Origin of the sequence: Azohydromonas australica DSM 1124 (assembly GCF_000430725.1) — a bacterium.
Taxonomy (GTDB): Bacteria; Pseudomonadota; Gammaproteobacteria; order Burkholderiales; family Burkholderiaceae_C; genus Azohydromonas; species Azohydromonas australica.
Window position 1 is genome coordinate 121,301 of the sequence record NZ_AUMO01000044.1, and the last position, 12,914, is coordinate 134,214.

10 protein-coding genes are annotated in these 12,914 nt (G+C 67.3%); 1 reads left to right on the top strand and 9 read right to left on the bottom strand.

From position 1 onward, the window contains the following. Positions 1-4 precede the first annotated feature (4 nt). The 3 genes from H537_RS0107890 to H537_RS41800 are packed head-to-tail and all read right to left on the bottom strand — an operon-like array spanning position 5 to position 3,378. Entirely contained in the window at positions 5-1,819 is a 1,815-nt protein-coding gene (locus tag H537_RS0107890) for an ABC transporter transmembrane domain-containing protein (protein WP_084150515.1), read from the bottom strand. Further along, positions 1,788-2,597 carry a DUF707 domain-containing protein gene (locus tag H537_RS0107895; protein WP_043458385.1) on the bottom strand — a complete coding sequence of 270 codons (810 nt, stop codon included), beginning with the start codon at positions 2,595-2,597 and terminating at the stop codon, positions 1,788-1,790. The genes H537_RS0107890 and H537_RS0107895 overlap by 32 nt, the downstream gene beginning before the upstream one ends. After that, complete coding sequence (locus H537_RS41800; protein ID WP_084150516.1) at positions 2,584-3,378, bottom strand: glycosyltransferase family 25 protein; 795 nt, start codon at positions 3,376-3,378, stop codon at positions 2,584-2,586. Before H537_RS41800 ends, H537_RS0107895 begins: the two co-directional genes overlap by 14 nt. A 274-nt stretch (positions 3,379-3,652) precedes the next feature. Between H537_RS41800 and H537_RS56485 the strand changes: the two genes are divergently transcribed. Then, a complete protein-coding gene (locus tag H537_RS56485; RefSeq protein WP_156901533.1) occupies positions 3,653-4,594 on the top strand; it encodes a hypothetical protein in 942 nt (313 codons plus the stop codon). Positions 4,595-4,616: 22 nt separating this feature from the next. On the opposite strand, the gene H537_RS41805 is transcribed toward H537_RS56485, so the two are convergent. The 6 genes from H537_RS41805 to H537_RS54340 all read right to left on the bottom strand — a co-directional run bounded on the left by H537_RS41805 (position 4,617) and on the right by H537_RS54340 (position 12,669). Then, positions 4,617-5,684, bottom strand: coding sequence for a GGDEF domain-containing protein (locus H537_RS41805; RefSeq protein ID WP_064735928.1), 1,068 nt, complete (start codon positions 5,682-5,684; stop codon positions 4,617-4,619). A gap of 2,442 nt (positions 5,685-8,126) precedes the next feature. Next, positions 8,127-8,849 carry a hypothetical protein gene (locus H537_RS55465; protein WP_238446628.1) on the bottom strand — a complete coding sequence of 241 codons (723 nt, stop codon included), beginning with the start codon at positions 8,847-8,849 and terminating at the stop codon, positions 8,127-8,129. 163 nt (positions 8,850-9,012) lie between these two features. Further along, positions 9,013-10,026 (bottom strand): ParB/RepB/Spo0J family partition protein, encoded by a 1,014-nt coding sequence (locus H537_RS41810; RefSeq protein WP_051242148.1) that lies wholly within the window; start codon positions 10,024-10,026, stop codon positions 9,013-9,015. Beyond that, positions 10,023-11,225 (bottom strand): AAA family ATPase, encoded by a 1,203-nt coding sequence (locus tag H537_RS0107920; protein WP_043458386.1) that lies wholly within the window; start codon positions 11,223-11,225, stop codon positions 10,023-10,025. Before H537_RS0107920 ends, H537_RS41810 begins: the two co-directional genes overlap by 4 nt. Positions 11,226-11,291: 66 nt before the next feature. Further along, a complete protein-coding gene (locus tag H537_RS0107925) occupies positions 11,292-12,473 on the bottom strand; it encodes a replication initiation protein (protein WP_051242150.1) in 1,182 nt (393 codons plus the stop codon). Between the two features lie 55 nt (positions 12,474-12,528). Then, positions 12,529-12,669, bottom strand: coding sequence for a hypothetical protein (locus H537_RS54340; RefSeq protein WP_169516968.1), 141 nt, complete (start codon positions 12,667-12,669; stop codon positions 12,529-12,531). Between the last annotated feature and the right edge of the window lie 245 nt (positions 12,670-12,914).

Genomic DNA, 12,914 nt, shown 5'->3' on the forward strand with positions numbered 1-12,914 from the left:
TCGATCAGTCCAGGGTCTGCGCGCGCACCATGCCGGCATACAGGCCGCCCGCGGCCAGCAGCTCCTCGTGGCGGCCGCTCTCGACCATGCGGCCCTCGGACAGCACCACGATGCGGTCGGCACGCCGCACGGTGCTGAGCCGGTGCGCGATCAGGATCAGGGTGCGCGAGCCGCGCTGCTCCTCGATGGCGCGGTGCACGATGCGCTCGGACTCGCTGTCCAGCGCTGAGGTCGCCTCGTCGAACACCCACACCGCGGCCTCCTTGTAGAGCGCGCGCGCGATGGCCAGCCGCTGGCGCTGGCCGCCCGAGAGCCGAGCGCCGTTGGTGCCCACGCCGGTGTGCATGCCTTCGGGCAGCGACTGCACGAAGTCCCACAGGTGCGCCGCGCGCAGGCAGCGCTCGACGCGCGCCGAATCCTTGGGCTGGGCGTAGGCGACGTTGTCCTCGATGGTCCCGTCGAACAGCACGATGTCCTGCGAGACCACGGCGAACTGCCGCCGCAGCGAGGCCTTTCGGATGTCGGCGATATCGATGCCGTCGATGAGCACGCTGCCGGCGCTGGGCGTGACGAAGCGCAGCAGCGTGCTCACCAGCGTGGACTTGCCGCCGCCGGAAGGGCCGACGAGGGCCAGGGTCTGCCCGGCCGGGACGTCCAGGTCGAGGTCCGCCAGCGCCGGATGCTCGGCGCCCGGATGCATCACCGTCAGCGCCTGCAGCCGGATGCCCTGCCGCACACCGTCGATCTCGCGCTCGCCGCTGTCCGGCTCGGCCGGCGTGTCCACCAGCTCGAAGCAGGCTCGCGCCACGATCAGTCCCGTGATCACCGGCTGCGTGACATCGGTGAGGCGGCGCAGCGGCGAGATCGTCATCAGCAGCGCCGTGACGAAAGCGGCGAACTCGCCCACCGTGATGCCGCCGCGGGTGGCGTCCAGCAGTGCCAGCGTGATGATCAGCGCCACGCCCAGGCTGGCCACCAGCTGCGTCAGCGGGCTCATGAGCGCCGCGGCAGCCGCCGACTTCACCGTGGCATGGCGAAAGCGCTGGGCCTCCGCGGCGAAGCGGGCCTCCTCGAAGTCGCCGGCGTCGAAGGTGCGCACCACGCGCCAGGCGCGCGCGATGTCGTCCACGATCCCGGTGAGCCGCACCTGCGATTCGTAGCTGCGCGCGCCCAGCATCACGACGCGCTGCTTCACCCGCTGCACCACCCAGCCCAGCAGCGGCGCCGTCACCAGCGACACCAGGGCCAGGCGCCAGTTCAGGTAGAAGAGGTAGCCCAGCAGCGCGACGAACGAAGTGCCGTCCTTCAGCAGCGTGGTGAGCGCGTTGCTCAGCGACGCGGTGGCGTTCTGCGGGTCGTTGATGACGCGGGCCGCGGCCACGCCGGGACTCAGCGAGGCGAACAGCCGCGCATCGGCATGCACCAGGGCCCGTACCAAGTCGCGCCGCAAGTCGAGCACGCCCTTGGAGGTGGACCAGGCGAAGAGGTAGGTGCCGCAGAAGCTCAGCAGACCGCGCAACGCGAACAGGCCCACCACGACCACCGGGACGATCCACAGCGGGAAGCCGAGCTGGGGGCCGAAGCCGTGGTCCAGCAGGCGCTGCAGCAGCGCCGGGGCCAGCGGCTCCAGCGCCGCCGCGCCGAAGAAGGAGAGCACGCCGCCGCCCAGGGCCCAGCGGTACGGCCACATGCAGCGGCCCAGGCGCTTGCCGGCCGCGCCCAGGCTGCCCGGTCCGCTCTTGGGCAGCAGGGCGGCCAGCCAGCGGCGGCCCCGGCCTTGGCGCGCCTCAGCGCGCGCGCAGGTGCTTGCGCCGTCCATTGAGTCGCTTGAACCAGAACACGATGCGCTGGCGCATCGGCAGCGGCACCGCCCGCACCCGTGCGTGCACGCTGTACTTGGCCAGCGCGCGGATCTCCTGCAGCCCGTACTTGCGGATCAGCTGCGCGGCGTCGTTGCGGGGGTCGAGCTCGTGGTTGCGGTAGAGCTCACCGCCCAGCGGCCGCGTGTGCCAGACCGGCGTGGCGTCGATCACGGCGATGCCCGAGAGCCCGGCGCGCTCGCACAGCATCGGCCAGATCCAGTCCAGGCCCCAGCCGCTGCGGCTTTCGCCAAAGCTGCCGGCGCACGCGCGCAGCGCCGCGGCGCTGAACAGCGGCGCCATCACTTCGACGAAGCGCGTGTAGCGCAGGTGGCACTGCGGATCCTGCAGCAGCGTGTTCCAGGTGTGGTACGAGTTGCGCGTGAGCGCCGGCTGGGCCAGGTTGAGCTCGTGCGCGTGGAAGAAGGCAAACATGCGGTTGAGGGTGGCGGTCGAAACCGACAGGTCGTCGTCCGGGAACCAGACGCAGTCGTAGGCGGCCACCAGCGCGGCGTGCTCGGCCACCAGCTCGGCGATGCAGGGCCACTTGGGCCCGGAGCGCATCTCGTAGTGGTCGGCGTCCTCGCGCCAGCGTTCCGGGGTGCGGCCGTAGTAGCTGATGAAGAGGTCGAAGTCGCGCCGCGGCCCGGCGATCCATTCGCGATGCAGCGAGCCGTCGCCGGCACGCAGGACGATCAGGTTCCGGGTAGCGCGCGCGATGGGCTCAGGAGCGCTCATGCCGGCCCAGCACTGCCTGAGGCTGCAGCTGCCGCGGCAGCGCCGCGCCGCTGCCGGGCCGGCGGGCCAGCCGCGCCTGCCAGTTGCACCAGGTGTAGCGCGCCTGCTGCCACAGCCTGCGCCAGCGCTGCGCGGCATCGCGCTCGGCCGCGCGCCCCACCATGGACGACTCGCGCGCGCAAGGCGCTTCGCGCACCGGGTAGGGCTGCACGCCCTGCACCTCCAGCCCGCATTCCCACCAGTGGCGCAAATCCACGTCCACCGGGCGGCCAAACGGGGGGCGATGCGTGAGCAGCTTCTCGGCGCCGCGCCGGTGGAGCACGTAGGCAGCGGTGAGGCTGGGTACGCGGCGATAGCAGATCAGCGAGCAGCCCTCGCACAGCGGCTGCGCGCCGTCCACCTTCTCGACGCTGCGGCCGATGAGCTTGACCAAGTCCCAGTCGTCGGGCATGGACTCGATGGCCGCCAGCACTTGCGGCAGCGACGGGTCGATCTCGACGTCGTCCTCCAGCACCGCGATGCAGTCGGCACTGGAATGCAGAAGGCGCTGCCAAACGGCCAGGTGGCTGGCGTAGCAGCCGATTTCGCCGTCGCACAAGGGCTGATGGTAGAGGCGGCGGTTGAGCTGTTCGCTGTAGAGCACGGAGCGCTGCTCGCTGCTGAGCGAAGCGCCATGGACGGCGGGAATGCGGATCGGGCGCATGCCCATGCCCAAAAGCTGCTGCCACATGGCACTCCAACGCTCGGCCCGCGTGGCAAGGTTGATCACAACGACTTCCATCAATGCGACGGTGCCAGCCTGTGCTGCGGCGCAACAACCCGGGCAGCCGTCGCCTTACCCAGGGTAAACCCGGGTTTTTTGAGCGTTTGCGCCAGTGCCTTACAGCACTTACATGGCAAGTGTCCGCTCGCTGGCGAAACGAGCAGGCGCTCACGCGTTGGATTCTCCCGTGCTGTCAGCCTAATGTTGTACAGGGTCACTTGCACCAATTCACGCAGCAAATACTGTATGCGCGTACAGTATTTGCTGGCGAGCCAAGTTGAAGCAGTACGGCATGGGCACGAGAAAGTACCGGAAGGAAGCTGGAGCAGCGGCGGCAGCCGAAACCGTGCCGGCGCCGGAAATGACGCTCGAACCGGCGCTGGGCGTGACGCTGGATCTGTTCGGCGACCTGGACGCGGCCTTTGCCGGTCCGTCGGCGGACGAGGCACGCCGCACGGCGCGTGGCCGTGCGCGCGCCAGGCGCGAAGCGCCCGCCGCCCAGCGGCCCGCTGCCGCGGCTCGCATCGGCGTGCCGTTTTCCGTGCAAGCGCCGGACGAGGCGCCCACCCATGCCACCGTGCCGGCCGGGGTGGCGCAGGAGCTGCTGAGCGGCCCGGTGGAGCAGGCACTGCTGGCGCTGCCGGCCGAGCAGTTGCAGGGTGTGGTGGGCCAGGTGGCTACCGCGATCGTGCGCAGCGCGGAGTTCCAGGTGGCACTGCGCGCGCAGCTCTACACGCTGGTGGCGCCCGCCATCACGCAAGCGCTGCACGGCGCGTTGTCACAACAGGAGATCCGCGAGTCGCTGCGCGAGAGCGTCGGGCCGGGGGCACCGACGGCGACCACCTTGACGGGGCGCCCCGGCGCAGTGCCGCCGTCGCCCACGCCGGGCGTGGCACAGGTGGCACCGTCGCCGCTGCCGGCGGACGCGGTTCTGCCGGGGGGCGAGGTGGTGATGCTGGCCGGCTATGAGCCCGCCATCGCGCGGGGCTACAAGACAGCGCTGGCGGAAGCGGGGTACGAAGCGCTGATCGTGGAGATCGGCCCCAACGACCAGGCCCTGCCGGTGGAGGCCTACCGCTGCGCCATCGCCTGCCTGCCCGATGACGTGCTGGAGCACGTGGAGTCGGTGGTCTCGCGCCACCCGCTGCGCAAGGTGCTACACCTGAGCGTGACGGCACGGCGCCTGGTGGAGGCGGTGGAGCTGGAGCTGCCGCTGGGACAGGCGCAGGCTTGAGGCGTTGCTGACGCGCCCAGGCTCAGAACAGCTCCACGTCGCTCGTGGCCGAAGCCGATTCCTCGAACAGGTCCACGCTGCCACCGCGCGAAGCGCTTTCGAGCAGGCCTGCGGGCACCATGGTCGCCGGTCCCACGACGCAGTTGCGGCCCTTGGCCTTGGCCAGGTGCAGCGCGCGGTCGGCGCGCTCGATGGCGCTGGTGGGCAGGTCCGAGGGCCGCACGGCCGTGAAGCCGATGCTCACCATCACGTGACCCACCTGCGGAAACTTGTGGCGCGCGACCTGCTCGCGCAGGTCTTCCAGCACGGCCAGGGCTTCCTTCTCGTCCGCGGCATCCAGCAGCACCGCGAACTCCTCGCCGCCGAAGCGGAACAGGCGGTCATCGAAGCGCAGCACCGTGCGCATGACCCGCGCCGTCAGCAGCAGCACCTCGTCGCCGATGAAGTAGCCGAAGCTGTCGTTGATCTGCCTGAAGTGGTCCAGGTCCACCGCGGCCAGGAAGTATTGCGGCGTCGGCTCGCCGGCCTGCCCGGCGAACTGCTCGCTGGGTGTGATGGCGCGCTGCACCACGGCGTGCATGAAGCTGTCGTTGAACTTCTTGCGGTTGAACAGCCCGGTGAGGGGATCGCGTTCGCCGTAGTCCAGCAGCGCCCGGTAGTTGCCGTACAGCCTCACGATGGACTGCGCGGCACGCCGGCCCTCCTCCGTCAGGGTGTTGGCGCCGTGCACCTCCACCACGCCCACGGCCAGCGAGTTCACCACGATGGGCATCAGCGCCAGTGTGGGCGGGCCCTCACGCTCCACGATGCGCAGGTCGCGCAGGCACTCCACCCATTCCGGATGCCGGGCCAACGCCGGCCGGTGCTCGTAATCGACCCGGCTCGTACCCTCCGGTACCGGGCTCGCCGGTGCCTCGCTGCGAGGCAACGTGGTTCGCCAGCGCAGGTTGTGCGCCTCGCCCACGCAGTGGTGCAAGGCCAGGAACTGCGGCTGCAGCACCTTGGCGAGCATGTCGAGCAGGAGCGCGTCGGCCTGCTCACGGTCCCGATAGCTCGTGAGATCGGCCAATTGGTCAATCAAAAACGTCATCTGGTCGTATCGATAGGCTGGAAGGTCGACGTGGTCCTGCTCGGTCATGGCGTCCAGGGCACGGCTTGCATACCCGGGTGCTCTGCCTTCATCGGCTCTTTCAACGGAAACTCAAGGGGCACCGCGCAAGCAGCGGCACAAGTCCGCACCTTATCCGTCCAGCCCAACGCATACCTTGCGGTCACTCGGGCCCGCACCGGACCGCGGATTCGGGAACGACATGGCTTGTCGAAAGGGCAGCTGGAAACTTTCGAGGAAGGTTCGTGACGCTGCTTTTAGCTCAGATAACTACCCATAATCTTTAATATCAAAAAATCACTCCAATAGAGTGACCGGAGAGAATTCCAGTGAAGGGCTTTGTCCTGACAGCAGGATACGGAGGCCCGCCCTGCCACACCGTCCATTTGCGAAGCGGCATGGCAGCCAACTGCTCCACGGGTGCCACGCGCATCCACGGCCAGTTCCAGAAGGTTCACCGACACGTCAGGCCAAGCGGGCAATGCCGCTGAGACGACTCGCCACGGGCCTTGCAGGCTGCTCAAACGGACTCCGCTTGGTTTTCGGCCACGGGAAAGTCCATTTGTGCCGAGGTACTGGATGTGCCAACGGGCATGCTGGCTTGTCGCAAACCGCGGCTCTCCACCTCTCGATACCTCAAGCCGAACGGGATACGGGCTCGAAAACTTCTCAGGCCCCGTACCAGGAACTACCGCTCGCCATTGCAGCCCATCGTCACCGGCGTGCTGGAGCCTTCAGCGCGACATCGGAACCGCCTCGTGGCGGGTTTGGTGAGTGCGGGCATCGATGCCACCCGTTCGGCCCATGAACGGTCACCTTGAAATCCAGCCTGGAGATTGCGCTAGGACGGCTTGGATCCTTTCGCGATGCAAGGCGGAGCCGACTCTTGGCTGAAAAGACGCTCACCCGCTACGCCCGGTCCCATGGGCGGTCACCTGAACGTTGTGCCTTCGGCAAGCGCTGGCCGAACCAGGCATTGGTGACCATCTTTGGGATGGCGGACCTTGCATCGCATCCCCCAGCACGGTCCACGCGCCATTCCTGCCCGCCGATCATCATCTGAGCCAAGGCCCTTGGGAAGCCGCGAAGGGAAACGCTTACGGGATTCGAGGTGCTGCTTCGCGCCCTCTGGATGCAGGCCGCACCTTTGACGGGCCCCGAAGCCCCGCGATGTTCCCGACATGCGCCTTGTCGATTCGTACTATGAACCGCTTGAAAATCGAGCACTTGATTGCCGACGAAGGCGTGGCTGCCGGTAGAGCGGAAGGTAGCGGCCTGCCGGCATCGGCGTTGAATACGAAGGTGACCGTTTCTGGGACATCGCGCGGTCCGGGCACATGCCGGCCGGTCACCTTCAGGAAATTCCCCTGGGTCACGCGTGAATCTGCGGTGTTCCAGCGCGCATCCGTCCCATGGATGGTCACCCGAAGTCGCAGGCAGAAGGAACGGTCCACCTCCGGTACCGCAAGCCCGTGGCACGACCAGCCATTGCCATGGTCACCGGCATTTGACGCGGATCGATGCTTACGCATGAGCTTGCTTCGCTGCGACACCCGCGCACAGCGGTCCTGCGTGCCGACGGGCCGATCGCTGCAAACAGGCACCGGTTCTTGAAGACAACCACGGGCTGGCCCTGGCAGGCTTGTGCAAGCACCTTGGCGGCTCGCGGCGTCAGGGCCGACGCGGGCGCTGCGGCGAGTGCAGCCCCTGTGCTCGCGCAGTCGCACGAATGCCGTGTGGTCGAGGTGCTTGGAGCGGAGCCTGCACGTCACCTGGCACGGGCATCGTCCACTTCCGGCTTCCTTCATGCAGCAGGCGACCCGTTCCGTGGTTTGCGGGGGTACGGCATCGGGACCCGGGTGAGGGTGGTTCGTGCGCAGACCGCAACGACGCTCCGAAGCAGGAGCCCGTCCAGGTCACCGCACAAGGACTACGCTGTCAGGACTGCATCCAGGAGGCTCCCCACCCTTCTCCCCGGCCTCACCCCTGCAGCGCAGGACGTTGACCGGCGAGGGCTCATACCGCTCGCGGGCCAATGGCCGTTGAATGGGTTCGATGCGCACGAGCACCGTGGAAGAAGCTGCGACAAGCGACAGGCATGTGCGCGGTGAGGGCGCGTTGATCGCGACACGCTTGGCCAACTGCAGGAGACATGGCGGGCTTCCCGGCTTCAAGGACGATGCGCCGCGCGGCTGGAAACACATGGCCCCCCTCGCCCGTCTGCGCATGGCAACGACAGGGAATGAATGCCGCGGCTTCGCGGGTGAGGAGGTGAACAGCGCAGCGGGCTTGAGCCGGTCGGCTTGGCGAGGGCAGCCCATCGGGCTCAAGCTCGAATTGATGCCCCTGCTCGACGCTTGCCAGAGGGGTCCAGCAGCAGCACACCGGCGCCGCTGGCCGCCCAACGCGAAGTAGCAAGCTCGTTCATTTGCCGGGCCTCCAGCAAGGGCCGGGCGTCGTGTTTGAAGCTATCGGGCGTGCGCACAGGCGGGAACCCGGCGACGGACAGTCCGATGGGGATGCGCCGCACGTCCTTGCGCTTGGCCCCGGGTCGTCGAGCAACACCGCGTCGGCACTTGGTGAGCAGAGCAGCCCGTCACCAAGCTCTCCGAGCAACGCCTTGCTCTCCGACAGGGGGTGCAGCAGTTCGCCCTTGGCACCCTCGGCCGCCTCGGCCAGCGCGGCACGTTCGCGCTGGCGGCTCAGCCACGTAGCGCCAACCCACCAGGCTCGGGCGTTGTCCACCAACCCCTTGCGCGGCAGGCCTCCGGAGCAGCAGAAGGCTGCTTCAAGTCCATGCAGCCATGCCGATGGGCGCGCATGAACGAGCAGCACCATGGAGATACGGCGCGAGCAGCCCAGCGCGGCCATGGACAGGGACGCCTTCCACCTCCTCGCCCATGCCCATGTGTGTCGATCCAAAGCAGATCCGCAGCTGCAGCCTTGTGGCGTCTCGAAGCGCATCGTGGCCCAACCTTGCGCCAGCAGCTCGCGGTACAGGGATGCCGCGGCGCGTTCCACAGTGCGCCGTTTTACCAACGCCGTGCACGCACTGCAGTTTCTGGCGCAGGTCGCGCCATCCCGTGTTGCGGCTGCAGCCTGGCTCAGCGATCCCAGTTTGGGCATCGCCTGCACGATCTCAGGCATGTGCATCACCCCAGCCCGATGCCACACGTGCTGAAGATCCAGCGTGACGCGCTGCGCGGGAACCAGGCTTGACCAGGCCTGGCCTCAAGCCAAGGGCACAGCGCCGAACACCGGCGCGCACCCTCGTCTTTTCCATAAGTCCTTGATTCACAAGGACTTCATACTATGAACCGGTGCGTGAGCCCTCGGCCAGCTCCTGCAGCAGCCGTGCGATGCGCGCCTCGGCCTCGATGCGGTGCTCTTCGTCCTTGAAGTCGATGCGCAGCGTGGTGCCGCGGCTGACGTACTGGCAGAAGTCCAGCCGGCCCGCTCGCACCTTCACCGGCTTGCCGGCCGCGGGCGTCGGCGGCAGCCGTGCCGGACGCCGGCCCGCATGGCCCACGGCTTCCTTCTGCGTGAGCTTGCCGCTCACCAGCAGTTCCACCGCTTCCACCACCCGCTCGGCGGCACCCTCCCGCGCCAGCCGCGCCAGCTCGGCCGCGCAGTTCATGCCGATGCCGTCCGGGCGGTCCTCGATCAGCTGGCGCGCGCGCGCGGGCAGGTGCTCGAAGGCGAACAGCATTGACACCGTGGACTCCGGCACCCCGGCCGCCTGCGCCAGCTCCTTCTGCGTCGCGCCGGTCTTCTCCTTCTCGCGCCGGAAGCCCAGGTACTTCTCGAAGTCCGGCAGGGAAGGCTGCAGCAGGTTGGCGTAGAAGGCGGTGCGGTCGAGGATTTCCTCCTCGATGTCCACCACCACCACCGGCACGGCGGCGCGGCCCAGGGCACGGAAGGCATCCACCCGGTTGTGGCCGGAGACGATCTCGAAGCGCCCGTTGTCCAGCGCCTTCACCGCCACCGGATGCACCAGCGGGTTGCTGCGCAGGTTCTCCTTGAGCTCCTCGAACTGTTCCGGCGTGAGCTTGCGCTTGCGGCCCGGCTTCTCGTCGAGCTGCTCCAGCGGCACTTCCGTAGGCTGGCTGGCGAGCTTGCGGCGCAGCTCGGCATTGGCGGCCTCGGCGTCCTTCACCCGCTCATTGAGCGAGTCGATGGTGGGCTGCAGGAAGGCCACCGCGCCCGGCGTGGTGACCGGCCGCGCGCCCTGCGGCTCCGCACCCTTGGCTGCAGCCGGCTTGGCCACGCCCATGTGCTCGACGGCACGCTGGCTCTTCTTGAGCAGTTCGTCGCGCAGGCTCATTCCTCGGCCACCTTCCATACCAGCGCCTGGACCGACTGGTCGATCATCTCGACGAACTTGTCGAAGGCATCACGGATCCGGCCATAGGTGTCGGCGCTCACGCCACCGCTGTACTTGCCCAGGTCGTAGACGGTGCCGAACTTGATCGCGCTCAGCGAGCCGGCCGGGCTCTTCGGAATTTCCACCGGCAGCATGTAGGGCCCATAAGTCTTGATGATCCAGTCGCGCACCAGGCTGGAGGCAAGCTTGGAATCCACCTTGGACAGCAGCACGCGCATGAACGCGAAGTCCTTGTGGTAGCGCCGGCCGCTGGCCAGCGCGCCCAGCGTCTCGGACAGCAGGTTCCAGAACGCTACCGAGGAGGCGAAGTCCAGCGTCTCCGGCGGCACCGGCATGATCAGGCCGTCCGACGCGATCACCGCGTTCACCGCCAGGTACGACAGCGCAGGCGCGGTGTCGAAAATGATGACGTCGTAGTCCTCGCGCAACGGCGTGATCGCGCGGTTGAGCATGTCCCACCACGCGATGTCCGGATCGCGCGAGTGGATCGGCAGGAAGATCTCGGCGCCGAACAGCGCCGGCGCAGCCGGGATGATGTCCAGCCCGTCCCAGTAGGTGCGCTGCACGGCGTAGCGCAGGTCCTTGGGCGCCTCGCTCAGCGGCGGAATGAACAGCGGCGCCGCCGTCTGGTCTTCCAGCACTTCCGCCGCCGGCAGCAGCCCGGTGAGCGTGGTGGAGGAGGCCTGCGGGTCCAGGTCGCAGATCAGCACCCGCCGCCCGCGCAGCGTCAGCCCCTGCGCCAGGTTGAAGGCGGTAGTCGTCTTGGTCGAGCCGCCCTTGAAATTGACGATGGCGATCGTGGCGCCCGGCGCGCCCTCGGGACGCTTTGGGATCTTGGACAGCCTGGACACGTACTGCCGTGCCTCGGCCAGCGTGAACATGCGCCGCGCCCCATTGGCCTCATGGGAACCCGCCGGCAGGTCGCCGCGCTTGGCCAGATAGGTCATCTGCTTGGGCTCCACGCCGGCCAACCGCGCGACCTGCGCGCCGGTGAAGGTGGGCGGTGTCTTGCGCGGATGCGGTTCCAGCATGTCGGAGCGCACGGTGTCCAGGCTGTGGCTCGCCACCTGCGCCAGCTCGAGCAGCGCTTCCAGCGAGAAACGCTGGGCCGAGGAAGGGTCTAGTACGGCGTCAGCCATAAGGTCCTTGTCAAATTCTGAGGTCAGCCGCAATTTTGGCTGCGACCTCAGAACTTGGCAACGAGCTTATGACTTTGCCGCGAGCATGCGTTGCGCGAAGTCCAGCAGTTCCTCGGAGGAGGGCTCGCCCCAGGTGTCCTGCACCAGCCAGCGCCGGAAGCCCGCCTCCGCCGCCTTGGTCGTGCGCTTCTTGAGCCGCAGCGGCGCGATGGCCTGGGCGTTGTAGCGCTCGATCAGCGCTGCCTGGTCCTCGGCGTCGAGTTCCTTGAAATAGCGCTCGGCTTCGCCGAGCTGCGATTCGAGGTAGGCCTCGCGCAAATCCACCTTGGGCGCCGGCGCGGGCCGGGCCTCGGCCACCGGCATGGCATAGCGGTGCTGCAGCGCGTGGCGGAAGTAGGCGGCGGGCTTCTCCAGCTTGCCGGCACGCGAGTCCGTCATGCGCCGGCGCGTGTACTCCAGCGCGGCGCGCAGCTCTTCCAGGCCGTGGTCCTTGGCCAAGCGCCGCACCTCGGACTGCGGCAGTCCGAGGTTCACCAGCTCGCCGATCATCTCCAGCACCTTGCTGTCGTCCACGGCAGCCTGGGCCTCGGCCTTCTTTTCGAGCTGGAAGCGCAGCGCCGCCACGCGCTTGCCGAGCTTGGCTTCCACCAGCTCGATGCGCAGGTTCGATGCGGCATTGACCTCGGCGATGGCCGGCTTGAGCACCTTGGCCTTGAAGTACTTGTACTCCTGGTAGGTCTTCGCCTCGGCCGTCTCGCCGAGGATCATGTCGCGGAACTCCTCCCAGCGAACCTCGGCCGTGTGGCCGATCTTCTCGAAGCGCACGCAGAACTCCCAGATCGCCAGCGAGCTCGCGCGCCGAAAGCGCCGCACCACGTTCATGTCGATGAGCGCGTAGATCTCGGGCTTGACGATGAGCTGGCGCAGCTGGCTGCTGATCTGGTAGCGGATCACGTCCGCGTGGATCTCCACCTCCGGGAACATCACCGAGGCTTTCCAGGGGCGCTTGGGACTGGTGGCGATCACGTCCCACTCGAACACGATGCGCATCAGCGCCTCGGCCGACTCCTTCAGGTACTGGCGGTTGTTGGAGTCGAAGCCCACGTCCTCCGCCAGGTCCCGGATCCGCAAGGTCCACCAGCCCTGCTCGTCCGGGTTGTGCTCGATGGCGTGCTTGGCCCAGGCATTGCCCAGCTTGCGCTGCAGCAGGCTCAGCGGCTGCTTGGGCTTGCTGTGGACGATCTGCACCGCCTTGCGGAAAGCATCCGGCGCTTCCGGGCTCGCAAAGAGGGAAATCTGGGTTTCAGGTGACTCCTTGGGAGTTTTTCGGCTTGCCATAGGTGACCAGACAGGGGTGCGAAATAGTAACCTGAAGCGCGATATTTCCTGCCGTGTATCCGGAAAAAGTTCTTTTCTCCGTCGGCTTGACGCTGCCGGTCAGCATGTTGTGTATTTATTTGAAGGACGCTTTAGATCCTTTAATACCTTTAGCGTCGGAATTTCCTTTTGCCGACAAGCACTTGCATGATTCAAAGTCACCATTCATGGGATTCACGGTGACCATTCATGGGGTTTCAGGTGTGTGGATTTGGGATAAGGGTGACCACTTCTGGGAATTCAGGTTTCTGGATATGGGACGAAGGTGACAAATCATGGGAGGGTGTCTCGCAAAGCACTACCGTCATGGTC

Excerpts from the sequence above, each read along its gene's own strand:
- H537_RS54340 (WP_169516968.1), bottom strand. The coding sequence starts at position 12,669 with ATGCTGACCGGCAGCGTCAAGCCGACGGAGAAAAGAACTTTTTCCGGA.
- H537_RS41805 (WP_064735928.1), bottom strand. The coding sequence starts at position 5,684 with ATGACGTTTTTGATTGACCAATTGGCCGATCTCACGAGCTATCGGGAC.
- H537_RS0107920 (WP_043458386.1), bottom strand. The coding sequence starts at position 11,225 with ATGGCTGACGCCGTACTAGACCCTTCCTCGGCCCAGCGTTTCTCGCTG.
- H537_RS55465 (WP_238446628.1), bottom strand. The coding sequence starts at position 8,849 with ATGCCTGAGATCGTGCAGGCGATGCCCAAACTGGGATCGCTGAGCCAG.
- H537_RS0107895 (WP_043458385.1), bottom strand. The coding sequence starts at position 2,597 with ATGAGCGCTCCTGAGCCCATCGCGCGCGCTACCCGGAACCTGATCGTC.
- H537_RS41810 (WP_051242148.1), bottom strand. The coding sequence starts at position 10,026 with ATGAGCCTGCGCGACGAACTGCTCAAGAAGAGCCAGCGTGCCGTCGAG.
- H537_RS56485 (WP_156901533.1), top strand. The coding sequence starts at position 3,653 with ATGGGCACGAGAAAGTACCGGAAGGAAGCTGGAGCAGCGGCGGCAGCC.
- H537_RS0107890 (WP_084150515.1), bottom strand. The coding sequence starts at position 1,819 with ATGGACGGCGCAAGCACCTGCGCGCGCGCTGAGGCGCGCCAAGGCCGG.
- H537_RS41800 (WP_084150516.1), bottom strand. The coding sequence starts at position 3,378 with ATGGAAGTCGTTGTGATCAACCTTGCCACGCGGGCCGAGCGTTGGAGT.